We start from the raw sequence: 23,481 nt of genomic DNA, 5'->3' as shown, positions 1-23,481 counted from the left end.
CTTTGCGGCAACCCTGCGTGGCAGCGCTCACCCGCGCCCGGGGAAGCCAGAACTGGAGAACGTCCATGCTCGAGAACGAGCCAGAGGGCGGAGACCGGACCGGCGCGGAGCCGGCCGTCGACGCCACCAACGCAGGCGAGACCACCAACGCGGGTGGTAGCAGCGACGCCATAAACCCGGGCGGCAGCGGCGCCATGAACCCGGGCGGCAGCAGCGGCGAGGGCGCCAACGCGGGCGGCAGCGGCGAGGGCACGAGCGCCGAGAGCGCCGGCCCGGAGGGCACCGGCACGGCGGACGCCAGCGCCGAGGCGGCACCTCGGCGGCGTACCACCCGGCGTCGTACCTCCAGCACGTCGAGTGAGCCGGCGCCGGCCGGGGTACCGGCCGAGGCGCCCAGCAGCGCCCGGACCACCAGCGGAGAGGCACCCGACGCCGAGGTGCTGGCACCGGTGGCCGCCGACATCGAACCCGCCCCGAAGGCGACCCGCCGGCGCCGGAAGGCCACCACGGCGGAGAAGAAGGACGACACCGTACTGCCGGCCGGAGAGCCGGCTGCGACCGCTGACCCCGGTACCCCTGCCGGAGGCGCCGACGACGGGGCCGCGACCGAGGCCGTACCGCCGGTGAAGGTGACCCGTACCCGCCGGAAGAAGGCGGCGCCGCCGGCCGAGCCGACCGAGGCGGCCGTTGCCACCCCGCCGGCTGGCGAGAGCGCCCCCGAGGCGGCCGGCGAGGTCCCGGCGACCGGGTCCGACGTCGGTGCGCCGGCCGCCCCTGAGCCGACCGGCGGAGCCGGCCTGCCGCCGTCCGGCGGTCCGGCCGACGCCGAGGCCGAGGTGGTGGCCGTAGAGAGCCCCCGTGGGCGTCGGCGCCGCGCGGCGCTCTCCGCGCCGACCGTGCTGTTCATGGCCCCGGAGCCGGAGACCCCGCCGGTGCGGGTCGCCGCGCCGGTCGAGCCGGCCGAGCCGACCCGCCCGGCCGAGGCCGAGGCCGCCGAGGCCGAGGGTGTGCCGGTCGAGCCCGTCGAGGGCACCCGACGGCGTCGCCGTGCCCGGCGTGCCGAACCCGCCGTGCCGGAGGCCGTGGTCGAGCCCGTGGTCGAGCCCGTGGCCGACGAGGAGGCCCTGGACCTCATCGACTCCGACATCGAGGCCGACGAGGACGAGGAGAGCGCGGCGGCCCGGCGTCGGCGGCGTCGCGGTCGCCGGGGTCGCGGCCGGGGCCGGGGCGGCGCGGACGACATCGAGGACGCCGAGGAGGGCGAGGAGCCGGCGGCCCAGGCCGAGGAGGGCGCCGACGACGAGGACGAGGACGGCGAGGTCGGTGACGGGGTGACCCGGCGCCGCCGGCGGCGCCGGCGCAAGGGTGCCGGGGAGACCGACGGTACGGCGGACGACGGCGTACCCACCGTCATCAAGATCCGTGAGCCCCGCAGGTCCGTGGACGAGGTGCAGGGCGTCTCCGGGTCGACCCGGCTGGAGGCCAAGCGCCAGCGCCGCAGGGACGGCCGCGAGCAGCGGCGTACCCGGCCGCCGATCCTGAGCGAGTCCGAGTTCCTGGCCCGCCGAGAGGCGGTCGACCGGGTGATGGCGGTACGCCAGCGCGGTGACCGGACCCAGATCGCCGTACTGGAGGACGGGGTGCTGGTCGAGCACTACGTCACCCGGGCCTCCGCCGGCACGATGGCCGGCAACGTCTACCTCGGCAAGGTGCAGAACGTGCTGCCCAGCATGGAGGCGGCCTTCGTCGACGTCGGGCGCGGCCGCAACGCGGTGCTCTATGCCGGTGAGGTCAACTGGGACACCACCGGGCTGGAGGGCCGGGCCCGCTCGATCGAGCAGGCGCTGCGTTCCGGCGACTCGGTGCTGGTGCAGGTCACCAAGGACCCGATCGGGCACAAGGGCGCCCGGCTGACCAGCCACATCGCGCTCTCCGGCCGGCACCTGGTCTATGTGCCGCACGGCAACGCCTCGGGGATCAGCCGGAAGCTGCCCGACACCGAGCGCAAGCGGCTGCGGGACATCCTGAAGAAGCTGGTCCCGGACGGTGCCGGCGTGATCGTCCGGACCGCCGCCGAGGGCGCCAGCGAGGACGAGCTGGCCCGGGACGTGAAGCGGCTCCAGGCGCAGTGGGAGGACATCCAGGCGAAGGCGGCCGAGGGTGGCGCCCCGGTGCTGCTCTACGAGGAGCCCGACCTGGTGATCCGGGTGGTCCGGGACCTGTTCAACGAGGACTTCCGCGAGCTGGTGGTGCAGGGCGACGAGTCGTACGACATGGTCGAGTCGTACCTGTCGCACGTCTCGCCCGACCTGGTGCCCCGGTTGCGCCGGCACACCGGTACGGCGGACGTCTTCGCCGAGCGGCGGATCGACGAGCAGATCCTCAAGGGGCTGGACCGGAAGGTCTTCCTCCCCTCCGGCGGTCACCTGGTGATCGACCGTACCGAGGCGATGACGGTGATCGACGTCAACACCGGTAAGTACACAGGTGCCGGCGGCAACCTGGAGGAGACGGTCACCCGGAACAACCTGGAGGCGGCCGAGGAGATCGTCCGGCAACTCCGGCTTCGCGACCTGGGCGGCATCGTCGTGATCGACTTCATCGACATGGTGCTGGAGTCGAACCGGGACCTGGTGCTGCGCCGGCTCACCGAGTGCCTGGGCCGGGACCGGACCAAGCACCAGGTGACCGAGATCACTTCGCTCGGCCTGGTCCAGATGACCCGGAAGCGGATCGGCGCCGGTCTGCTCGAGGCGTTCAGCGAGACCTGCGACTGCTGCAAGGGCCGTGGCCTGATCATCCACACCGAGCCGGTACCGGAGAAGGCCCGTTCCGGCGCGGGGGACAAGGTGAAGGCGGTCGCCTCGGCCACCGGTACCGCCGCCCCCGCCCCGACCTCGGAGGCGCCGGCCAGCGGTCGGCGCCGGGGCCGCAAGGCGGCGGCCGCGCCGGAGCGGGTCGTGGTCGAGGTCCCGGAGTATGAGGACACGATGGGGTACGACCTGTCCCGTTACGAGGCGGAGACCGCCGAGGCCGGCGACCTAGTCGAGGACGCACCAGCCGAGTCGATGCGACTGGCCGGTGTAGGTGACCCGGACGGCATCGAGGAGACCGGTGACCTGGACGCCGAGGCCGAGGGCGCGGAGATCGGCGGCGGTCGTCGCCGGGCCCGGCGGGGTGGCACCCGCCGCCGTACCCGGCCCTGACCGGGAACGCCCGGCGCAGCGGGTTGCTCCGCTGACCCTGCTGGTGGCTAGGCTGGGCACTTCCTCGCGTTCCGGGCCGGACGCCGACCACTGTCGGCGCCGTCCCGCTCGCGGAGCAGCCGCACCCCCTCTCGAGGAGGAGACGACCATGCGACGCCTGCTGGTGACCGCCGCTATCGCCACCGCGCTCTTCGCGGCGGCCGGCTGCTCGGGTGAGCGGGACGGTGTCGCTGGCCCCGGGCCATCCGCCGTCCCGTCGGCCGGCGTGCCGTCGTCGTCGGCCACCGCGTCGCCGGGCGCCAGCCCGGGCGGCCCGGCCGGCTCACCGCCGGTGGAGACCAGCCCGGCCGGCGGCAACGGCAAGGAGGTCTGTGCGGCCGCAACCAAGGCCGCCACCTTCTCCGTGCAGACCTTCGTCTCCGAGCTGGGCAGATCGCTCCAGGCGGCGGGGAGCGGTGACACCGCCGGAGCGCAGGCGGCCCAGCGCAAGGCGGAGGCGGCGTTGCAGTCCTGGAGCGCCGCGATGCGGGAGCAGTCCGCCCGGGCCACCGACGAGCGGCTCAAGGCGGTACTGGCCGAGATCGCCACCGAGGTCGGCACCATGAAGGCCAGCGTCGAGTCGGTCGACGAGAACAAGCTCCAGCAGTTGCAGCAGCGGCTGGACGCGCTCTGCCCGAGCTGACCCCGACGGGTCGGCAGCGCTGCCCGGGACCTCGGGCAGCGGCGAGCGGGTCGGCGAGCCTGGTCACCGGCCCCGGGGCGGCGGGGGCCGGTTTGGGTGAGCGGCCTGTCATGGCGTACGCTAACCTGCGGCGCTGATTACGTGCCACGTTCTCGCGTGCCTGCCCCGTACCTGTGCGGTCGAGCGGGCCGTCGCGAACAACCACCCGCAGCCTCAACGACAGGGAGTCCGCGTCCGATGTACGCGATCGTCAAGACCGGCGGCAAGCAGTACAAGGTCGCCGAGGGCGACGTGATCGAGGTTGAGAAGCTGGTCGGCCAGCCCGGCGACGCGATCAAGCTCGCCGCCGTCCTCCTCGTCGACGGGGACAACCTGGTGACCGACGCCGCGCAGCTGGCCAAGGTCGCGGTGTCCGGCGAGATCGCCGCACACACCAAGGGTCCGAAGATCCGGATCCACAAGTTCAAGAACAAGACCGGCTACCACAAGCGCCAGGGTCACCGCCAGCCGCTGACCCAGGTCAAGGTGACCGGCATCTCCAACGGCAAGTAAGCCCCAGCGGAAAGACAGGTCGTCCTCAGATGGCTCACAAAAAGGGTGCGTCCAGCTCGCGGAACGGTCGCGACTCCGCGGCGCAGCGACTCGGCGTCAAGCGGTTCGGTGGGCAGGTCGTCAGCGCCGGCGAGATCCTGATCCGGCAGCGGGGCACCAAGTTCCACCCCGGTGACCTGGTCGGTCGCGGCGGCGACGACACGCTGTTCGCGCTGGCCGCCGGTGCGGTCCAGTTCGGCACCAAGCGCGGCCGCAAGGTCGTCAGCATCGTGCCGTCCGAGCGGTAACGTCAGTTCTTCCGGCGGAGCGGGCCGCGGACCCTGGTGTCCGGGCCCGCTCCGCCGTTTCTCTGGCACCGGTCGACCGGCTGCGGCTGTCCGTAGTCGGTGGGCCGACCTGTGCCGTATCCGGCGCCGCGGGTCGGCGTCGATGAAAGGATTGCAGCGTGACGACGTTCGTTGACCGGGTCGTACTGCACCTGCAGGCCGGTGACGGCGGGCACGGTTGCGTCTCGATCCACCGGGAGAAGTTCAAGCCGTTCGGTGGGCCGGACGGCGGCAACGGTGGACACGGCGGCAGCGTCTCCCTGGTGGTCGACCCCCAGGTGCACACCCTGCTCGACTTCCACTTCCGCCCCCACGTCAAGGCCGAGAACGGCAAGGGTGGCGCCGGCTCCAACCGGGACGGTGCCAACGGGCACGACCTGGTGCTCAAGGTGCCGGACGGCACCGTCGTGCACGCCGTGGACGGCACGGTGCTGGCCGACCTGGTGGGCGCCGGCACCACCTTCGAGGTGGCCCGGGGCGGTCGCGGCGGTCGGGGCAACGCCTCGCTGGCCAACGCCCGGCGCAAGGCCCCCGGCTTCGCCGAGCTGGGTGAGCCGGGGGACCGGCTCGACGTCGTACTCGAACTCAAGAGCGTGGCCGACGTCGGGTTGGTGGGCTTCCCGTCGGCCGGCAAGTCCTCGCTGATCTCGGTGCTCTCGGCGGCCAAGCCGAAGATCGCGGACTACCCGTTCACCACGCTGGTGCCGAACCTCGGCGTGGTCCGGATCGGCGAGCACACCTTCACCGTCGCCGACGTGCCGGGCCTGATCCCCGGAGCGGCCACCGGCAAGGGGCTCGGGCTGGAGTTCCTCCGGCACATCGAGCGGTGTGCGGTGCTGGTGCACGTGGTGGACGCGGCCACCCTGGAGCCGGGACGCGATCCGCTTGCCGACATCGACGCCATCGAGGCCGAACTCTCCGAGTACGGCGGGCTGACCGACCGGCCCCGACTGGTCGTACTCAACAAGATCGACGTACCGGACGGGCGGGACCTGGCCGAGATCGTCCGGCCCGACATCGAGGCTCGTGGCCTGCGGGTCTTCGAGGTCTCGGCGGTGACCCGGGAAGGGCTGCGGGAGCTGACCTTCGCCCTGGCGGAGCTGGTCGAGCAGTCCCGGGCGGCGGCACCCGACCTGGAGCCGACCCGGATCGTGATCCGGCCGGTCGCGGTCGACGACGCCGGCTTCACCATCGAGACGGCGCCGGACGGCGCGTACGTGGTGCGCGGGCAGCGGCCGGAGCGCTGGGTCAAGCAGACGAACTTCGACAACGAGGAGGCGGTCGGCTACCTCGCTGACCGGCTGGCCAGGCTCGGCGTCGAGGAGCAACTCGGCAAGGCGGGCGCGGAGCCGGGCAGCCTGGTCCGGATCGGGGAGCGGGAGTTCGACTGGCAGCCGACGCTCTACGCCGGTGTCGAGTACGTGCCGAGTGCCCGGGGCACCGACAGCCGGCTGGCCGAGAAGGTGACCCGACCGACCGCGGCCGAGCGGCTGGCAGCCCGGAAGGCCCGTCGGCAGCGACCGCCGGAGGAGGCGACCCCGGAGGCGACCCCGGACGGCACGGTGCACCGGCCCGACGGGGGTACGGCGCCGGACACGGATTAGTTCGCCGCGTCGGCGTACCCGGTCCACCTGGTCGAAACCTCGCTGAAAGACCTGGTGGTTAGCGTCGCCGGTGTGCTGATCGAGTCACGTGCGTCGTCGGATCCCGAGCTGGCCGCCCTGCTGGTGGCCCAGCAGCATGAGCTTGGCCAGGCCGACGGCGGTCCGGCCGGCCAGGTGTTCGTGCCGCACGACGACGCCCGCTATCTGGTGGGCGTGCTCGCCGGCCGGGCGGTCGCCTGCGGGGCGATCCAGACGCTGGACCGGGACACCGCCGAGGTCAACCGGATGTACGTGCGGCCGGCCCACCGGGGTCAGGGCCTCGCCCGGCAGCTGCTCGACGCCCTGGAGGAACTTGCCCTGCGGACCGGGCACACCGTACTGCGGCTGGAGACCGGCAGCCACCTCCCCGCCGCCATCCAGCTCTGTCTCTCCTCCGGCTACACCGAGATCCCTGCCTACGGCGAGTACGCCACCAACCCCTACAGCGTCTGCTTCGAGAAGCCCCTGCCGGAGCAGGAGCGGTGGCCGGCTACCCCGGGGAGGCAGTGGCGGACCGGACGGGCCGGCGCCACGGTTTCCCTGGGGTAGCCGACGCGGCCTTCAAGGCAGCAGGCCGACCGCCTGTTTCGCCCGGTGGACGGTGTCGACGGCGTTGTCGCGGGCGCGGTCGGCGCCGTCGGCGAGTACCCGCCGGACGTAGCCCGGATCGCGGGCGAGTTCCGTGTAGCGCAGCCGGATCGGCCGGAGCATCGCCTCGACCGCCTCGGCGACCGCGTTCTTCAACTGGGCGTACGAGCCGTACTCGGCGGCCAGGGCAGCGGGTGAACCGCCGAGACAGGTCGCCAGGATCTCCAGCAGGTTCGCCACGCCGGGGCGGTGCTGCGGGTCGTACCCGACGGTCCGGTCCGGATCGGTGACCGCGCGCAGCACCTTACGGCGGATCACATCGGGCGGATCGAGCAGGAAGATCGTCCCCGCCCCGTTGGCGTTGGTCTTGCCCATCTTCGCGGTCGGGTCGGCCAGGTCCATCACCCGGGACGTCACGGTCGGATGGACCGCCCGGGGGATGGTGAAGGTGTCGCCGTACCGGGCGTTGAACCGGGTCGCCACGGTACGGGTGAGTTCGAGGTGCTGGTTCTGGTCGTCGCCGACCGGCACCTCCTGCACGTCGTGCAGCAGGATGTCGGCGGCCATCAACACCGGATAGCTGAGCAGGCTCAGCCGGACCTGCTGGTGGCCGCTGGACTTCTCCCGGAACTGGATCATCCGGTGCGCCTCGCCGTAGCCGGTGGCACACTCCAGCAGGTAGTGCAGTTCGGTGTGCTGCGGCACCTGCGACTGCACGTAGAGCAGCGCGCGGTCCGGGTCGAGGCCGGCGGCGAGCAGCACGGTGGCCTGCTCGATGGTGAGCGCCCGGATCCGGGCCGGCTCGTGGGCCACGGTCAGCGCGTGCAGGTCGGCGAGGAAGACGATCGTCTCGGCCCGGTACTGACCGTCGACGATCGGCCGGATCGCACCGACCAGGTTGCCCAGGTGCAGGTGGCCGGTTGGTTTGAGGCCGGTGATCCGGCGTACCGCCGGTGCCTTCGGGGCGAGTGCGGTGGTTGCCGGAAGTGGTGCGTTCGGGGCCATGACACGTGCTCCTTACCGGGTTGGCAGCCGCCTCCGGGTGAGCGCATGCGAAACGGCCGCCCGGAGGGCGGCCGTTGGCTGTTGTTCGGGTACGCGGATGCGTGGGCCGCCCGTCAGGGCAGCCACCAACCGTTCGAGGTCATCCGCACACCTACACGGTAGCAGGCCGGTGCCGCCACCGGGGGCTGCAAGGAAGGGCCCCTTCATCTACAAAATGCGATAAGAAGGGGCCCTTCCTTGCACTGTCAGGGGGTGACGCCGACGTTGAGTTCGGCCACCGAGGTCCACCGGTTGCCGCTGACCTCACCGAGGGCACGGAACCGGATGTACCGCCCGCTGGTCGGCGGGATCGTCACCGTCTGCTCCGCCGTACTGTTCGGGAAGGTGCCGGTGGCGACCGGGGTACCCCAACTGCTCCGGCTGTTCGAGACGTACACCTCGTAGCCGGTGATCCGGCCGCCGCTGTTCGAGCCCTGCCGGGGCAGGTAGTAGAGCCGGTTGACCGTCCGGGCGCTGCCCAGATCGAGGTCGATCCAGTGCGGGTGCGCCGAATTCGAGAGCAGCCGCTGGGTGTGCCAGATCGACGAGCTGCTGCCGTCCCGGACGTTGCTGGCCCGGCCGTTGACCAGCAGCGTCTCCTGGCTGTCCGCCCCGGCCACCGTCCACGCCGACTGCGGCAGCCGAACGCTGCCGGACTGCGGGTTGTAGGTGGCGGTGTAACTGGTCGGGGTGGTCGGGGCGGTGACCACGTGGGTCTGCGCCCCACCGTCGGACCAGGAGCCGAAGACGTACGGTACGCCGCCCAGGGTCTGCGGGGTGACCGCGCTGACGGTGTTGCTGGATCCCTGGATAACGGTACGGGTGAAGGGCGCCGCCTGGGCTGTCGAGCCGAAGACCAGTTGCAGGCCCGGCGGGCTGGAGTTGAAGGTCAGGTCGACTGTCTTCGGGTCGAGCCGCACGCTTGTGCTGTGCGACAGCCCGCCGCTGTCCGTGGCGGTGAGCACCAGTTCCAGATAGGACGGATACTCGTGGTCCGGCCCGAACATGCTGCCGCTGGTGCCGGTGAAGTCCTGCAACGTGTGGGTGTGGCAGTTGTCCAGCGTGTAGCAGTGGTGCAGCAGCATCCGCCAGTGCAGCGCGCTGGCCGGTAGGGTGCCCTGGTCGGGGTCGGTCGCGTGCCCGGTGAAGCTGATCGTGTCGTTGACCGCCCAGGTGAAGTCGCCGTCCGGGCTGTCGATCACCGCCGTCGGCATGCTGTTGCCGGTCTGGATCGGCACCGTCTGGGTGCCGGAGGCGTTCAGCGTGTCGTAGACGGTGAGCCGGGCGGTGTAGGGGCCACCGGCCGGATAGGTGTACGTCGCCGTCGCCGTGGTGGCGTCGACCGTACCGTCGTTCGTGAAGTCCCACTCGTAGCGCAGCCGGCCCACGTCAGCCGGGTCGGCGTCGGTGGAGCCGGTGCCGTCGAAGTTCACCGTCAGCGGGGCGGTCCCGGAGGTGGGTGAGGCGGCGATCGACGCGACCGGCGGCTGGTTGCCGGGGAAGTAGCGGATCCGGCGTACCGAACCGGCGTGGTCGACGTAGTAGAGGTCACCGCCCGGCCCCATCGCCAGGTCCACCGGGTTCGCCGCCGCGCTGCCGAAGGTGCGCCTGTTGCTCGCCTCCGGCAGCCCGCCGGGTGCGGCCGGCAGCATCGCCCAGATGCAGTCCCGGGAGTAGTCGGAGAAGAAGAGCGCGCCCGCGTACTCGGCCGGGTAGCTGCCACCGGCCGCCGGATAGAACGCGGCACCGGAGATCGACGAACTGCCGGTCGGGCACGCCTCTCCGGTCACCACCCGGGCGGCGTGGTCGTACGTGTAGAACGGCGCCGTCTGGCCAGCTCCACTGTAGAGGGTTTCACACATGTCGAGGTTGGCGCTGTCGTAGCCGCTCTGCCGGCCGGCGCCCTCGAAGCACGGCCAGCCGAAGTTGGTGACCCCGGACGTCGGGTCGACCACCCGGTTGAGCTCCTCCCAGCGGGTCCAGCCCACGTCACCGGCCCACACCTCGTTGGTGCCGGGCCGGACGGTGAACCGGAACGGGTTGCGCAGTCCCTGCGCCACGATCCGCCGGATGTTCGGGTCAGGGCTGGCCGCCGACGGGTTGCCGGGGGCGGCGGCGCCGGTCAGCGGGTCGAGCCGGACCACCGTACCGTCCAGGCTGGTCGGATCGGTGGTGGTCCGGGAGTCCTGAGAACGCAGCGCACCGCCCTCGGCGGTCGGCGGGGACATCGTGCCGCCGGGCGGGTCGGCGCAGGGGTTCGGCGGGTTGCCGAGCTGGCCGTAGTCGACGAGGTCGTAACTGGCTCCGTCGCCGGCAGTGGCGTAGAGCATGCCGTCGGCACCGAACCGCAGGTCACCGGTGGCGTGGCTGGCGTACTGCTGGCACCAGTCGTCGATGAACACCTGCTCGGTGCCGGTCATCGTGTTGCCGGCGGCGGTCAGCCGGGAGAGCCGGCCGGTGACGATGCACCGCCCGCCGTTGGTACCGCCGACTGCGGCGCAGTTGTCGTTCCAGTACGGCGCGGTCTGCCCCGGGGGCGCGTCGTAGGCGTAGAGCACGTAGACGTACGGCTGGGTGGGGAAGTCCGGGTGCAGGGCCAGCCCGAGCAGCCCCCGGTCGTGCTGGTTGTGCACGTTCGCGGACAGGTCGGCGAAGACGGTGGCGGTGGTGTCGGCGAGGTCGTCGTACACCTTGATCCGGCCGCCCTTCTCGGCGACGAAGACCCGCCCGTCCGGAGCGAACTCGATGTTCGTCGGCTGGTTCAGGCCGGTGAAGACGACCTGCTCCTGGAAGCCGGTCGGCAGCACCACCGCGGCGGCGGGTGCCGTACCGGAGATCGGTGCGGCGAGCGCGGCGACCAGCGCGACCGCGACTGTTGTCCGTAGCAGGCGGTTGACCGGTGACGGTCGTGCGGAAGATGGCATTCGTTCCCCCAACTTGGCGCAGCTCCAAGTAGTGCACGGTGCGACCCTCGCACCGGTCCGGGACCGGGTGCACAAAGGACCTGTCACGCTAGGGGGAGGGGCGGAGCCAGGCAGCCCGGTCCCGCCCGGAGTGAGCATCTCGTGACTACGGGCTAACCGTACGTCGTCTGATGTATGGGGATGATCTCACCCGGATCATGACGCACCGCCTCGGCGGATCATCGGAGAGTGCCTGTCCGGTCGGGCGAACCGAATCCGACCGACCGGTCGGCCGAGGCCGGCGTTGTCTGCCGGCACTGAGCCGGCGTTGTCTGCCGGCACTACTGTGTCAGCCGCCCATCGAACGGGAGGACTGCATGGCGGATCCAGATACCCCGGCGTCGCCCGTCCCGCCGACCCCGACCCCGGACCCGCCCCCGGACCCGGTGCCGACACCGACGGCGGCAGCGGAGAGCGAGTCTGCGGGCAGGTTCTGGGACCGGCACAGCAACCTGCTGACCCTGCTGGTGGCGTTGGCCGGCCTGGTGGTGTCGGTCATCTCGCTGACCTACGCCAAGGACGCCAACACGCTGGCCGAACAGCAGGAACGGGCGAAGAACGCGGACGACGTGACGTTCTGGGCGATCCCCGTGGACCATCCGGAGAACCCGATGGGTGTCGGTGCGCTCCAGATCCAGAACCGGTCCCGGGCGACCATCACCAGCGTCACCGTACTGACCAGCCAGGACGGCAAACTCTCCTGGACGATCTCCGAGGGGCTCACCACGATCCGGTCGTACGCCGTCTGGAAGGTGCCCGACATCGGCTCGTGCATGCTGTTCACCACCGAGAACCTTGATCCGGAACACGACGTCGTGGCGGTCGCGTACATCCAGGACGGTGCGACCTGGTTGAACGTCAGGGGGCACCGACCGGTCGAACTCGGCGACAAGAGTTACCGGGTCGACAGCAAGGTGACGATAGGCCGGGGCACCATGACGGTCACGGTCGTCATCCCGACGCCTTCGGCCGGTACCGCCACCTCGGCGCCACCCTCACCCGACCCGACGGTCCCCGCCGCCGCGTCGGAATCGCCGTCCCCGGCCGCCCCGGCGCAGGGTGACCGGTGGGAGCGTACCGACGCCTGTTGACGGGTCCTGCGGTCCTGCGGCCCGGCCGGTCGGTGCCGCTGGAGATGCCCGCCCGACCCCCCGAGGTCGTCAGTCGAGGTCGAACTCGCCGTCCTGGGCGCCGGCCACGAAGGCGTCCCACTCGGCCTGGGTGAAGACCAGCACCGGACCATCCGGTTCGGCGGAGTTGCGCATGCCGATCAGGTCGTCGACGAACGCGATCTCGACCGCGCCCTCGGAGTCGTCACCCTCGGCCCGCTGCCACACGGCGCGCGACAGGTCGAAATCGCCCTTGGGGTGCTGCGCCATCGTCGGTTCCTCCATAGCGTGATCTGCCCGGGACCGAGCCGTCCGCGGACCCATCGTGCAGGATAAGCGGATGCCGAGCCTGACCCGGGTAGCGGCGGCGGAACGCGCCGCCCTGCTCACCGTCGATTCGTACGACATCGAACTGGATCTCACCGGTTCGGCCGAGCGGTTCCGGTCGACCACCACGGTCCGGTTCCGGGCGGCCACCTCGGGGGCCGGGACGTTCGTCGAGGTCAGGCCGGCTCGACTGCTCGGCGTACGACTGGGCGGCGCGGAGCTGGACCCGGCCGCGCTCGACGACAACCAGTACCCGCTGGCCGGGCTGGCCGCCGACAACACGCTCGTGGTCGAGGCGGAGATGGCGTACTCGAACAGCGGGGAGGGGCTGCACCGGTTCGTCGACCCGGTCGACGGCGAGACCTACCTCTACGCGATGGCGGGGTTGGACAACGCCCAACGGATCTTCGCCTGCTTCGACCAGCCCGACCTGAAGGCGCCGGTGCGGCTGACCGTCGTCGCGCCGCAGGACTGGATCGTGGCCGGCAACGGGCGGCTCGACACCGGTCCGGTCTCCGGACGCTGGGTCTTCGCCCCGACTCCGCCGCTGGCCACCTACTTCGTCTCCCTGGTCGCCGGGCCGTACGCGGTGCGCCGGGCCGAGCACGACGGTATCCCGCTCGGCCTCTACTGCCGGCGTTCGCTGGCCGGGCATCTCGACCGGGACGCCGAGGAGATCCTCACCGTCACCCGGCAGTGCCTGGACCGGCTGCACCGGCTCTTCGGAGTGCGCTACCCGTTCGACAAGTACGACCAGGCGTTCGTGCCGGAGTTCAACATGGGCGCGATGGAGAACCCGGGGCTGGTCACCTTCCGGGACGAATTCCTGCCCCGGTCGGCGGTCACCGACGCCGAGCGGGAACAGCGGGCGACAGTCATCGCGCACGAGATGTCGCACATGTGGTTCGGCGACCTGGTCACCCTGCGCTGGTGGGACGACCTGTGGCTGAACGAGTCCTTCGCCGAGTACTTCGGCACCCGGCTGACCGCCGAGGCGACCCGGTTCGACCGGGCGTGGACCACCTTCGCGTTGCGGCACAAGGCCCGTGGGTACGCCGCCGACCAGCGCCCCTCGACCCATCCGGTCGCGCCGACCGAGGTCGTCGACGCCGCCGAGGCGCTGGCGAACCTCGACGGCATCTCGTACGCCAAGGGTGCCTCGGTACTCCGCCAGCTCGTCGCCTGGCTCGGCGACGACGCCTTCCTGGCCGGGCTGCGGGAGTACTTCGCCGCGCACCGGTTCGGCAACGCCACCCTCGCCGACCTGCTCGCCGCGCTCACCGCCGGCAGCGGACGCGACCTGGCCGGCTGGGCGGCGGTGTGGCTGCGCCAGCCGCGCCCCAACACCCTGCGCACCGAGGTACGGCTGCGCGACGACGGGCACTACGCCGAGGTGGCCCTGGTGCAGAGCGCCCCGCCGGAGCATCCGGTACTGCGCCCGCACCGGATCGCCGTCGGGCTCTACGATCCCGATCCGGCCGGCGGGGAGAGCACGATGCGACTGCGGGACCGCTTCGAGGTGGACCTCGATCCGGCGGTGGATGGTGGTCGGACGGTGCTGCCCGGGTTGACCGGTCAGCCGGCGGCCCGGCTGCTGCTGCCCAACGACGGTGACCTGACCTTCGCCAAGGTACGCCTGGACGCCTCCTCCGTCGCAGCCGTGCCGGCGGCCCTGCCCGAGCTGGCCGATCCCTTGGCCCGGGCGCTGCTCTGGGCGGAGGCACTGGACGCGGTGACCGACGGGGAACGGCCGGTCGCCGACCTGGTGGCGCTGGTGGTGGCCGCCCTGCCCGCCGAGACCGAGGTGGTCGTGGTGCAGGACGTGCTGGCCCGGGCCGGCGACCTGGTCGACCGCTATCTCCAGCCGGAGGTCCGGCCGGCCGCGCTGGAACAGCTCGCCGGGGCCTGCACGCGGCTGCTCGCGGTGGCGGCACCCGGCGGCTCGGGGCAGCTCGCCGCGGCCCGAGGCTGGATCTCCTCGACCGTCGAGGTCACCCGGCTCACCGGCTGGCTGGCCGGCAAGGACGTGCCCGACGGGCTGGCGGTCGACGCCGAACTGCGCTGGGCTGCACTGCGCCGGCTGGCGGTACTCGGCGCGGTGGGGGAGCCGGAGATCGCCGCCGAGCAGGCCGAGGATTCCAGCGCCAGCGGGGCGGAGCGGGCCGCCACGTGCCGGGCGGCACTGCCGGATCCGGCGGCCAAGGAGCGCGCCTGGCGGCTGCTCGTCGGCCAGACGAACCTGTCGAACCGGCTGCTGGAGGCGACGGCGCGAGGGTTCTGGCAACCGGAGCAGCCGGAACTGACCGACTCCTATGTGGAGCGGTACTTCGCCGAGATGCCGGGGGCGGCTCGTCGACGTACCCCCTGGGTGGCAGACCGGGTCGCGGCGCTCGCCTATCCGCGCTACGCCGTCTCCGCGCGGACCCGGGAACTGGCGGCGGCGCTGCTGCGTCGGGACGACCTGCCGTCCGGCCTGCGCCGGGTGCTGGTCGACGAGGACGACAACCTGCGCCGGGCGCTCGCCGCGCGGCGCTGAGGCCGGGCCGCAGCCGGCGGTTCGGCGGCGGTCCGGAGGCGGTCCGGAAGTGCGATCTGGCTCATGCTCGCCGATTCGGGCGGCGTGTGCGGCCTACGATCAAGCGGTGGAGGCAGACATCCGGCGGATAGGGATCATGGGGGGCACCTTCGACCCGATCCACCACGGGCACCTCGTCGCCGCGAGCGAGGTGGCCGACCGGTTCGAGCTGGACGAGGTGGTCTTCGTGCCCACCGGCCAGCCGTGGCAGAAGGCAGACGAGCCGGTCAGCTCGGCCGAGGACCGCTACCTGATGACCGTGATCGCGACCGCCTCGAACCCGCGCTTCCAGGTGAGCCGGGCCGACATCGACCGGGGCGGTCCGACCTACACCGTCGACACGCTGCGCGACCTGCATGCGGAGTACGGCCCGAAGGTGCAGCTCTTCTTCATCACCGGCGCCGACGCGCTGGAGAAGATCCTCTCCTGGAAGGATCTCGACCAGATGTTCGAACTGGCCCATTTCATCGGGGTCACCCGGCCCGGTTTCGTCCTCTCCGACGCGCACCTGCCGGCCGACACGGTCAGCCTGGTCGAGGTGCCGGCGATGGCGATCTCCTCGACAGGCTGCCGGGCCCGGGTGGCCGCCGGTGGGCCACTCTGGTATCTCGTCCCCGACGGTGTGGTGCAGTACATCGCCAAACGGCGGTTGTACCGGGGGTGATTTCGCCCTGTTTCATGCTCATCGTTCGTTAACCGCCGAGCCGTACCGTCCCCGTGTGTGAGAGGCTGTAAGGGTCCGACGGTTGATCGAAGGAGAATGGTGACAGCTTCCGACCGCGCCCGTGAGCTGGCAACGGCCGCCGCGCAGGCCGCCGCCGACAAGAAGGCGCAGGACATCGTCATCATCGACGTGGCGGACCAGCTGGTGATCACCGACGCGTTCCTGCTCGCCTCCGCGCCGAACGAGCGGCAGGTGACCGCGATCGTGGACGCGATCGAGGAGGCACTTGTCGGTCTGCCGGAGAAGGCCAAGCCGGTCCGCCGCGAGGGTGAGCGGGCGGGCCGCTGGGTGCTGCTCGACTACGTCGATCTGGTGGTGCACGTCCAGCACACCGAGGAACGCGAGTTCTACGCGCTCGACCGGCTCTGGAAGGACTGCCCGACGATCCCGTTCGTCGACCGGGACCTGGTGGAGGCCGAGGCGGGCATCGCCGAATGACCCGGCTGATCGTCTGGCGGCACGGCAACACGGACTGGAACGCCGCCAACCGGGTGCAGGGGCAGACCGACGTACCACTCAACGACCTCGGCCGCGAGCAGGCCGTCGAAGCCGCGCCACTGCTCGCCGGGCTGCGCCCGGACGCGATCGTCGCCAGTGACCTGCGTCGGGCTGCCGACACCGCCGCAGCACTCGCCGCGCTGACCGGGCTGCCGATCCGTACCGACCCCCGGCTCCGGGAGCGGTTCTACGGTCAGTGGCAGGGGCTGCTGATGACCGAGGTGGCGCAGCGCTTCCCCGCCGAGTACGCCCGCTGGCGCAGCGGCGACCCAGATCCGGGTGCCGAGGTGGAGAGCCTCGACGACCTCGGCAAGCGGGTCGGCACGGCGTTGCAGGATGCCGCCGACGCCGTAGCGGGCGGCACTGTCGTGATCGCCACCCACGGCGGCGGCGCCCGGCAGGGTTGCGGCTATCTGCTCGGCTGGGATCCGACAGTGCTGCGCTCGGTCGGCTCGCTGAACAACTGCCACTGGACAGAGTTGCGACACGACGAGGTACGCGGCTGGCAGTTGCGGGCGCACAACGTCGGCCGCCTGGTCGCGCCCGGCCCGGCCCCGGCATCCGTCTGAGCCGCTCCGTTCTGAGCCGTTCTGTTCTGAGTTGCTTCGGTCCCAGCCGTTCCGTTCTGAGTCGTTCTGTTCTGAGTTGCTTCGGTCCGAGACGTTCTGTTCTGAGTCGTTCTGTTCTGAGTCGCTCCGGTCGGGTTGCCCGTCCGGCTGGGTCACCATCCGGTGGCCGGCCGGTCGTTGCGCCGCCGGTGATCGGCTAACGTGCCGTAATGCCTGTCGCGGTCGTCACCGACTCCACCGCCTACCTGCCGGCCGAACTGGCCGACAGGTACCGGCTCACCGTCGTGCCGTTGATCGTCGTGCTCGACGGGACACCGGGACGGGAGGGCGTCGACGTCGGGCCGGCGGACGCGGCCCAGGCACTCGGCGCCCGGCGCTTCGCGATGAGTACCTCCCGGCCGGCTCCGGAGGAGTTCGTCGAGACGTACCGCCGGTTGTTGGCCGAGGGGGCCGACGGCGTCGTCTCGGTACACCTCTCCGCCGAACTCTCTGGCACGGTGGAGGCGGCCCGGCTTGCCGCCGCCGAGCTGGGTCCCCGGGTCAGCGTGGTCGACGCCCGGTCCACCGGAATGGGTCTCGGCTTCCCGGCGCTCGCGGCCGGTGCGGCCGCCGCCCGGGGTGCCGGCCTGACCGAGGTACGCCGGGCCGCGCTGGACGCGATCGGCCGGACCAGCACGTTCTTCTACGTCGACACCCTGGAGTTCCTCCGGCGCGGCGGCCGGATCAACGCCGCCGAGGCGCTGTTCGGCACCGCCCTGTCGGTGAAGCCGATCCTGCACGTGGCCGATGGCGGCATCGCGCTGCGGGACCGGGTGCGTACCGCCGGACGGGGAATGGCCCGGCTGGTCGACCTCGCCGTGGAGGCGGCCGGTCCCGGTGAGGTCGAGGTGGCGCTGCACCATCTCGGGGTACCCGATCGGGTGGCCGAGTTGGCGGAGAAGCTGGCCGGGCGGCTCGGCGACCAGCTCCGGGCCAGCTTTGTCACGGAGGCCGGGGCGGTGATCGCCACACACACCGGACCGGGACTGGTCTGTGTCGTGGTGCACCGCTTGTAGTCGGCTCGGGCCTCCGTGTGGTCGGCCGGCGGCCTCGGATCGAGGCAGCCCTAGCACATTCGTGCTTGATCAGGGCATTGTCCACAGTGGGGTCGGTTGTCCACAGCCGGCGGATCACGGCCGGTAGGACGCCCCGTGCGTTGCCTACCTTCGCCGGGTGTCCGACGACGACGAAGTACTGGTGCGACAACGCCTCTCCCGACTGCTCGGCGGCCGCTCGATCGCGGAGGAGCGGTCGGCCGTCGGCCTCCTGCCCGCCGACACCGGTTCCGCCGACTTCCTCCCTACTGACACCGATTCCGCCGGCCTCCTTTCCGTCGACACCGGTTCCGTCGACACCGGTTCCGTCGACACCGGTTGCGCTGGCACCGGTTCCGCCGGCAGCGGACCGGGCCCGTCGGCGGACGCATCGGCGGAGCCGGGACGACTGGCCGGTCCGGGCGCCTTCGAGTCCGCCGGTCCTGGCAACTTCGACCCGGGGCGCCGTGGGGTCAAGGCTCTCGCCGTGGTGGCGGTCCTCGTGGTGCTCGGCGCGGCCGGTTGGGCCTGGTTGTCCCGGCCCCGGACCGAGCCGGTGGCGGGACCGCCAGCCTCGGCGGCCACCTTCGCGCCGGCATCGTCGACCCCGGGGTCCGCTGCTGGTGCCACCGAGGTGGTCGTCGCGGTTGCCGGCAAGGTGCGCCGCCCCGGCCTCGTACGCCTGCCCGCAGGTGCCCGGGTCGCCGACGCACTCGAATCCGCCGGCGGCGCGTTGCCCGGCGTAGACGTTGCGCTGCTCAATCTCGCCCGCAGGGTGACCGACGGCGAGCTGATCCTGGTCGGCGTGACACCGCCGCCCGGAGCCGGCCTACCCGGAGCACCCTCGGGAGCCGGCGGCGCCCCGCAGGCGGGCGGCGGAAAGATCAACCTCAACACCGCCACTGTGGCGCAACTCGACGCACTCCCCGGGGTCGGTCCGGTGCTCGCCCAGCGCATCGTGGCGCACCGTGAGGAACACGGCGGATTCCGCTCGGTGGGCGACCTCCGCCAGGTCACCGGCATCGGCGACGCCCGTTACGAGGACCTCAAAGACCTGGTGACGGTGTGACGGGCCGACCCGATCCGCCGGGGCCGCCGCAGGCCGACAAGGACGCGGCAGGCACGGCTGACCTTCGCCGACGGCCGACGCAGGCGGATCAGGACCCGGCAGGCACGGCTGACCTTCGCCGGCGGCCGACGGAGGCGGATCAGGACCTGGCAGACACCGCAGACACGGCGAACACGGCAGACACGGTCGACCCCCGTCGGCGGCCGCCGGATCTGCGGCTGGCCGGACTGGCCGTCGGCACCTGGCTGTCGGCACTGGCCGGGCTGCTGCTGGGCACCGAGCCGACCGTACTGGTCGCCGCCCTGGCCAGCGGCGCCGCGCTGCTCCTCTGTCGTCGGTTGACCCGCCGGCCGCCGACGGGGTCGGCCCGGCACGGCTGGGCGGTGCTGACCGTACTCCTCGGTGTGGTCTGCGGCAGCGTGGCCACGGCCGCCCGGCTGGAGGTACGGGACGCTCCGCCGGTCGCCCGGTTGGCCGAGGAACGGGCCAGGGTCAGCACCGAACTGGTGGTCCGGGAGGATCCACGGTCGATCGGCGGGTCATCCGGCCGTCCGGTGACCTACCTGTTGCCGACCCGGCTGGTCTGGGTCGCCGGGGAGGACGGGCCGAGCAGGGTCACCGTGTCGGTCCGGATCCTGGTGCTGGCCACCCATCCGCAGTGGCGTGGACTGCTGCCCGGCCAGCGGGTGACCACCACCGGCCGACTGGCACCGCCGCGCGGCGGCGACCTCACCGCCGCCGTACTGACCGTCAGCACGCCGCCCGTGCTGCGCGGTACCCCGTCCTGGGCTCAGCGGGCGGCCGGCACGCTGCGGGCCGGGCTGCAACGGGCCTGTGCACCGCTGCCCACCGAGCCGGGCGGACTGCTGCCGGGACTGGTGGTCGGCGACACGAGCAGGCTCGAACCGGCGGTCGAGGAGGACTTCCTGACCACCGGGATGACGCACCTGACGGCGGTCTCCGGCTCCAACGTGGCGATCGTGGTCGGGCTGGTGCTGCTGCTGGCCCGATGGTCCCGGGCCGGTCCCTGGCTCGCCGCCGTCCTCTGTGGCGCAGCGCTTGTCGGCTTCGTCATCCTGGCCAGACCATCCCCGAGCGTCGTGCGGGCCGGCACGATGGGTGCGATCGGTCTGCTGGCGTTGGCCGTCGGGCGTCCCCGGGCAGCCCTGCCGGCGCTGGCCACCGCGGTCACCGTACTGGTGCTCGCCGATCCTGAGCTGGCCGGCGATCCGGGGTTCGCGCTCTCCGTACTGGCCACCGGCGGGCTGCTGCTGCTCGCACCCCGGTGGCGGGACGCGCTGCGGCGTCGGGGCGTACCGGCGGGTGCGGCGGAGGCGTTGGCCATCCCGGCGGCGGCACAACTGGCCTGCGCGCCGGTGGTCGCCGGGCTCTCCGGCACCATCAGCCTGGTGGCCGTACCGGCAAACCTTCTCGCGGTGCCGGCGGTGGCTCCGGCCACCGTGCTCGGGGTGACGGCGGCGGTGCTGTCGCCGTTCTGGGCGGCCGGCGCGGAGGGCGTCGCGTGGCTCGGCAGTTGGCCGGCGTGGTGGCTCGTCCTGGTGGCCCGGTACGGCGCACGCCTGCCCGCCGGGACGCTGCCCTGGCTGGACGGGGTCTCCGGCGGGTTGCTGCTCGGCGCCCTGACGGTGGCGCTGCTGGTCGCCGCCCGCCGGCCACTGGTGCGCCGGATCGTTGCGGTGGTCGCGGTCGCGGTGCTGGTCGGTGCGTTGCCGGTGCGGCTGATCGCCAACGGGTGGCCGCCGACCGGTTGGGTCGTCGCCGCCTGTGCCGTGGGTCAGGGCGACAGCCTGGTGCTGCCGGCCGGCGAGGGCCGGGCGGTGGTGGTGGACGCCGGTCCGGACCCGGGGGCGGTGGACCGCTGCCTGCGCCGGCTCGGCGTACGGCAGGTGTCCCTGCTTGTGGTGAGCCACTTCCATGCCGACCACGTGCAGGGGGTGGACGGGGTGTTCCGGGGACGTCGAGTGTCCGCCGTGGTGGTTCCGCAGTGGCTGGAGCCGGTCGAGGGACACGGCACCGTCGAGCGCGCCGCCAGCGCGAACGGCGTACCGGTCGGTGTGGCCAGGGCCGGCTGGGCCTACGCGGCCGGCCCGGTGACGCTGACCCTGCTGGGGCCGCCACACCCGATCCGGGGCACCCGATCGGATCCGAACAACAACTCGCTGGTCCTGCGCGCCGAGGTCGACGGGGTCAGCATCCTGCTCACCGGGGACGCCGAAACCGAGGAGCAGCAGGCGCTGCTTGAGGTCGTACCGGTCGCCCGGCTCCGGGCGGACGTGTTGAAACTCGCTCACCACGGCTCGGCGTACCAGGAGCCGGCGTTCCTGGACGCCGTACGTCCGGCGGTGGCCTTGGTGCCGGTCGGTGCCGACAACGGGTACGGGCACCCCAGTCCCGGGGTACTGGCCCGGTTGTCCCGGGGCGGCACCAGGGTGCTCCGGACCGACGAGCAAGGGGATCTGGCGGTGGTCGGGCCGGGCAGTGGACGGCTGTCGGTGGCGGTCCGGGGCTTGGACCCCGGCGACCCGTCCGCCCGGTGACTTCTCGTGATCCTCGTTGCTCGTCGAGGCGGCCAGACACCCCGTTCGAGTGCGTCGGTCACCGTCCCGCGTGGTGACGCCGTGACCACCCGAGGTGGCGGTACGCTGCGATCGGTCACCACAACCACTGGCGTGAAATGCCAGGGTTAAGATAAATGTCTGGATTTGCACTAAGTGCGGGGTCAGCCGCAGCGAGCCGGGTGACCAGGCCCGATGAGCGCACACCACGTGCGACGATGACCCCGTGACCCCCGCTAGCCTCGCCCCCGTCGTACTCGTGCTCGGTGACGAAGAACTGCTCGCCACCAGAGCGGTCGCCGGAGTGGTCGACGCGGCCAGAGCCGCCGACCCGGATGTCGACGTACACGACCATGAGGCGGGCGCTTTGGGGCCGGGGGAGATCGCCGAACTGCTCGGACCGTCCCTGTTCGGCGGTCGGCGGGTGCTGATCGTCCGGGCTGGACAGGACGCCAGGAAGGATCTGGCGGCGGCACTGCTGGCGTACGCGAAGAATCCCGACCCCGAGGTGCAGTTGGTGGTCGCGCACGCCGGCGGGGCCAAAGGTAAGGCCTTCGCCGACGGCCTCCGGGCGGCGGGTGCGGAGATCGTCCCGGCGGCGAAGCTGAAGAGCCACCGGGACCGGGTCGCGTTCGTCCGGGACGAGATCCGGCGCGGCGGCGGCAGGTGTACCGACGACGCCGCCGAGGCGCTGATCGCGGCGGTCGGCAACGACCTGCGCGAACTCGCCTCCGCCTGCTCACAGTTGCTGGCCGACACCGACGGGCGGATCGGCGTCGACACGGTGGCCCGCTACTACCGGGGGCGGGCCGAGGTCAGTGGGTTCACGGTCGCCGACGCGGCGATGGCCGGTGACGTGCCGGGTGCTCTGGAGGCGCTGCGCTGGGCGCTGCACGTCGGGGTGGATCCGGTGCCGATCGCCGACGCGATCGCCGACGGGGTGCGGACGGTGGCCCGGGTCAGCTCGGCGGGCCGGGGCAGCGCCTACCAGTTGGCGAGCAGCCTCGGCATGCCACCGTGGAAGGTCGAGAAGGCGCAGCGGGTCGGCCGGGGCTGGACCCCGGAAGGGCTGGCCGACGCCATGTACGCCGCGGCCGAGTGCAACGCCGCAGTCAAGGGCGGCTCGGACGACCGGGGCTACGCCCTGGAGCGCGCCGTGGTCGCGGTCGCGGCTGCCCGCAGGGCGAGCGCGTCGCGATGACCACGGCGACGGCGGTGCCGGCGGACGAGGAGCGGCTCCGACCGCTCTACGCCCGCGTGCTGCGGCTCCGACACGTCGACCCGGGCGGGATGCTCTGCTTCGTCTTCTTCGAGGGCACTGTGGCCCTCGGCATACTGCTGGCGCTCGCCGAGCTGGTGAGCTGGTGGGGCGTACTCGTCCTGCCCGCGACCGTCGCGGCGATGGTGAAGGTCAACGACGTGGTGGCCGCCGCGGTGCTCCGTTCGGCGGCCCGGGTGCCGACGCAGGAACGGGAGCGGTTCCGTCAGCAGATCCAGCCGGCGGTCGGCCGGGCCAGCGTGCCCAAACGGTCGCTGATCGGCTCGGGGCAGACGCACCCGCTGACCGCCCCCGGGTCCGGTGCCGTAGCCGATCGCGACTCCCCGGCAACCCCGGTCGCGCGCGGTAACCGGCTGCCGGCGCTGTTCCGGGTCGGCCGCCCGTTCAGCATGACCGCGATGCTCCGGGCCCGGCTGGAACTCGGCGGCCTGCGTCGGCTCCGTACCGGCCTGGTCACGTCGGGTCGGATGGACGACGGTGACCCGACGGAACGGCAGACCGGTGGTGTCACCGGGTGGGAGGCCGGCCGAGCAGGTCTCGGGCTCCCGCAGGGTCTTGGGCTCCCGCAGGAACTTGGGCTGCCTCAGCGTCTTGGCCTGCCGCAGTCCCGGCAGGCAACACCGCCGCCGTCCGCTACCACCCGGGTCCACAACAGCGGCCTGGTCGAGCGCCTGGACC

At 72.3% G+C, this 23,481-nt stretch carries 18 protein-coding genes and 1 pseudogene; 16 read left to right on the top strand and 3 right to left on the bottom strand.

Annotation, left to right across the window (positions count from 1 at the left end; genetic code table 11):
* Nucleotides 1-65 precede the first annotated feature (65 nt).
* The 6 genes from CLT71_RS14485 to CLT71_RS14460 all read left to right on the top strand — a co-directional run bounded on the left by CLT71_RS14485 (nt 66) and on the right by CLT71_RS14460 (nt 6,958).
* Nucleotides 66-3,206: an Rne/Rng family ribonuclease gene (locus CLT71_RS14485; protein ID WP_101367570.1), complete on the top strand. Its 3,141-nt coding sequence runs from the start codon at nt 66-68 to the stop codon at nt 3,204-3,206.
* A 148-nt stretch (nt 3,207-3,354) separates the two neighbouring features.
* The gene (locus tag CLT71_RS14480; protein WP_101367569.1) at nt 3,355-3,888 is read left to right on the top strand and encodes a hypothetical protein; all 534 of its coding nucleotides are present in this window, start codon (nt 3,355-3,357) and stop codon (nt 3,886-3,888) included.
* Between the two features lie 237 nt (nt 3,889-4,125).
* A complete protein-coding gene (gene rplU, locus CLT71_RS14475; RefSeq protein WP_101367568.1) occupies nt 4,126-4,440 on the top strand; it encodes a 50S ribosomal protein L21 in 315 nt (104 codons plus the stop codon).
* A gap of 29 nt (nt 4,441-4,469) precedes the next feature.
* Nucleotides 4,470-4,727 (top strand): 50S ribosomal protein L27, encoded by a 258-nt coding sequence (gene rpmA / locus CLT71_RS14470; RefSeq protein ID WP_101367567.1) that lies wholly within the window; start codon nt 4,470-4,472, stop codon nt 4,725-4,727.
* 158 nt (nt 4,728-4,885) lie between these two features.
* A complete protein-coding gene (gene obgE, locus CLT71_RS14465) occupies nt 4,886-6,370 on the top strand; it encodes a GTPase ObgE (protein WP_101367566.1) in 1,485 nt (494 codons plus the stop codon).
* 72 nt (nt 6,371-6,442) lie between these two features.
* Nucleotides 6,443-6,958 carry a GNAT family N-acetyltransferase gene (locus CLT71_RS14460; RefSeq protein ID WP_101371447.1) on the top strand — a complete coding sequence of 172 codons (516 nt, stop codon included), beginning with the start codon at nt 6,443-6,445 and terminating at the stop codon, nt 6,956-6,958.
* A gap of 12 nt (nt 6,959-6,970) precedes the next feature.
* Here CLT71_RS14460 and trpS read toward each other — a convergent pair whose 3' ends face one another.
* Together trpS and CLT71_RS14450 are read right to left on the bottom strand one after the other, a co-directional pair.
* Nucleotides 6,971-8,002: a tryptophan--tRNA ligase gene (gene trpS, locus CLT71_RS14455; RefSeq protein ID WP_101367565.1), complete on the bottom strand. Its 1,032-nt coding sequence runs from the start codon at nt 8,000-8,002 to the stop codon at nt 6,971-6,973.
* Nucleotides 8,003-8,247: 245 nt separating this feature from the next.
* Nucleotides 8,248-10,965 carry a PQQ-dependent sugar dehydrogenase gene (locus CLT71_RS14450; protein ID WP_101367564.1) on the bottom strand — a complete coding sequence of 906 codons (2,718 nt, stop codon included), beginning with the start codon at nt 10,963-10,965 and terminating at the stop codon, nt 8,248-8,250.
* 356 nt (nt 10,966-11,321) lie between these two features.
* Here CLT71_RS14450 and CLT71_RS14445 point away from each other — a divergent pair, with 356 nt between their 5' ends.
* A complete protein-coding gene (locus CLT71_RS14445) occupies nt 11,322-12,095 on the top strand; it encodes a hypothetical protein (protein WP_101367563.1) in 774 nt (257 codons plus the stop codon).
* Nucleotides 12,096-12,164: 69 nt separating this feature from the next.
* On the opposite strand, the gene CLT71_RS14440 is transcribed toward CLT71_RS14445, so the two are convergent.
* On the bottom strand, nt 12,165-12,383 hold the full coding sequence (locus CLT71_RS14440) for a DUF397 domain-containing protein (protein WP_101371446.1): 219 nt from the start codon (nt 12,381-12,383) through the stop codon (nt 12,165-12,167).
* Nucleotides 12,384-12,453: 70 nt separating this feature from the next.
* Between CLT71_RS14440 and pepN the strand changes: the two genes are divergently transcribed.
* The 9 genes and pseudogenes from pepN to CLT71_RS14395 form a co-directional block, all read left to right on the top strand.
* Nucleotides 12,454-14,976, top strand: coding sequence for an aminopeptidase N (pepN, locus tag CLT71_RS14435; RefSeq protein WP_101367562.1), 2,523 nt, complete (start codon nt 12,454-12,456; stop codon nt 14,974-14,976).
* Between the two features lie 106 nt (nt 14,977-15,082).
* Complete coding sequence (nadD, locus tag CLT71_RS14430; RefSeq protein ID WP_101367561.1) at nt 15,083-15,679, top strand: nicotinate-nucleotide adenylyltransferase; 597 nt, start codon at nt 15,083-15,085, stop codon at nt 15,677-15,679.
* A gap of 99 nt (nt 15,680-15,778) precedes the next feature.
* On the top strand, nt 15,779-16,177 hold the full coding sequence (gene rsfS, locus CLT71_RS14425) for a ribosome silencing factor (RefSeq protein ID WP_101371445.1): 399 nt from the start codon (nt 15,779-15,781) through the stop codon (nt 16,175-16,177).
* Nucleotides 16,174-16,806, top strand: coding sequence for a histidine phosphatase family protein (locus CLT71_RS14420; protein WP_101367560.1), 633 nt, complete (start codon nt 16,174-16,176; stop codon nt 16,804-16,806). Before rsfS ends, CLT71_RS14420 begins: the two co-directional genes overlap by 4 nt.
* 209 nt (nt 16,807-17,015) lie before the next feature.
* Nucleotides 17,016-17,861, top strand: a complete 846-nt coding sequence (locus CLT71_RS14415) for a DegV family protein (RefSeq protein WP_101367559.1) — start codon at nt 17,016-17,018, stop codon at nt 17,859-17,861.
* 157 nt (nt 17,862-18,018) lie between these two features.
* Complete coding sequence (locus CLT71_RS37460; RefSeq protein ID WP_199187599.1) at nt 18,019-18,948, top strand: ComEA family DNA-binding protein; 930 nt, start codon at nt 18,019-18,021, stop codon at nt 18,946-18,948.
* 146 nt (nt 18,949-19,094) lie between these two features.
* Entirely contained in the window at nt 19,095-21,506 is a 2,412-nt protein-coding gene (locus CLT71_RS14405; RefSeq protein WP_101371443.1) for a ComEC/Rec2 family competence protein, read from the top strand.
* A gap of 244 nt (nt 21,507-21,750) precedes the next feature.
* Nucleotides 21,751-22,725, top strand: coding sequence for a DNA polymerase III subunit delta (gene holA, locus CLT71_RS14400; RefSeq protein WP_101367558.1), 975 nt, complete (start codon nt 21,751-21,753; stop codon nt 22,723-22,725).
* Nucleotides 22,722-23,045: pseudogene (locus tag CLT71_RS14395) on the top strand (hypothetical protein); the annotation flags it as partial. The gene holA and the pseudogene CLT71_RS14395, both read left to right, overlap by 4 nt.
* Nucleotides 23,046-23,481: the final 436 nt, after the last annotated feature.

Source organism: Plantactinospora sp. CNZ320 (assembly GCF_002846275.1).
Note: the sequence above shows the minus strand (reverse complement) of the source record. Positions and strands in the feature narration are given on the sequence as shown.

Coding starts and splice junctions, on each gene's coding strand:
- CLT71_RS14485 (WP_101367570.1), top strand. CDS start 66: ATGCTCGAGAACGAGCCAGAGGGCGGAGACCGGACCGGCGCGGAGCCG.
- CLT71_RS14480 (WP_101367569.1), top strand. CDS start 3,355: ATGCGACGCCTGCTGGTGACCGCCGCTATCGCCACCGCGCTCTTCGCG.
- rplU (WP_101367568.1), top strand. CDS start 4,126: ATGTACGCGATCGTCAAGACCGGCGGCAAGCAGTACAAGGTCGCCGAG.
- rpmA (WP_101367567.1), top strand. CDS start 4,470: ATGGCTCACAAAAAGGGTGCGTCCAGCTCGCGGAACGGTCGCGACTCC.
- trpS (WP_101367565.1), bottom strand. CDS start 8,002: ATGGCCCCGAACGCACCACTTCCGGCAACCACCGCACTCGCCCCGAAG.
- CLT71_RS14450 (WP_101367564.1), bottom strand. CDS start 10,965: ATGCCATCTTCCGCACGACCGTCACCGGTCAACCGCCTGCTACGGACA.
- CLT71_RS14445 (WP_101367563.1), top strand. CDS start 11,322: ATGGCGGATCCAGATACCCCGGCGTCGCCCGTCCCGCCGACCCCGACC.
- CLT71_RS14440 (WP_101371446.1), bottom strand. CDS start 12,383: ATGGCGCAGCACCCCAAGGGCGATTTCGACCTGTCGCGCGCCGTGTGG.
- pepN (WP_101367562.1), top strand. CDS start 12,454: ATGCCGAGCCTGACCCGGGTAGCGGCGGCGGAACGCGCCGCCCTGCTC.
- CLT71_RS14420 (WP_101367560.1), top strand. CDS start 16,174: ATGACCCGGCTGATCGTCTGGCGGCACGGCAACACGGACTGGAACGCC.
- CLT71_RS14415 (WP_101367559.1), top strand. CDS start 17,016: ATGCCTGTCGCGGTCGTCACCGACTCCACCGCCTACCTGCCGGCCGAA.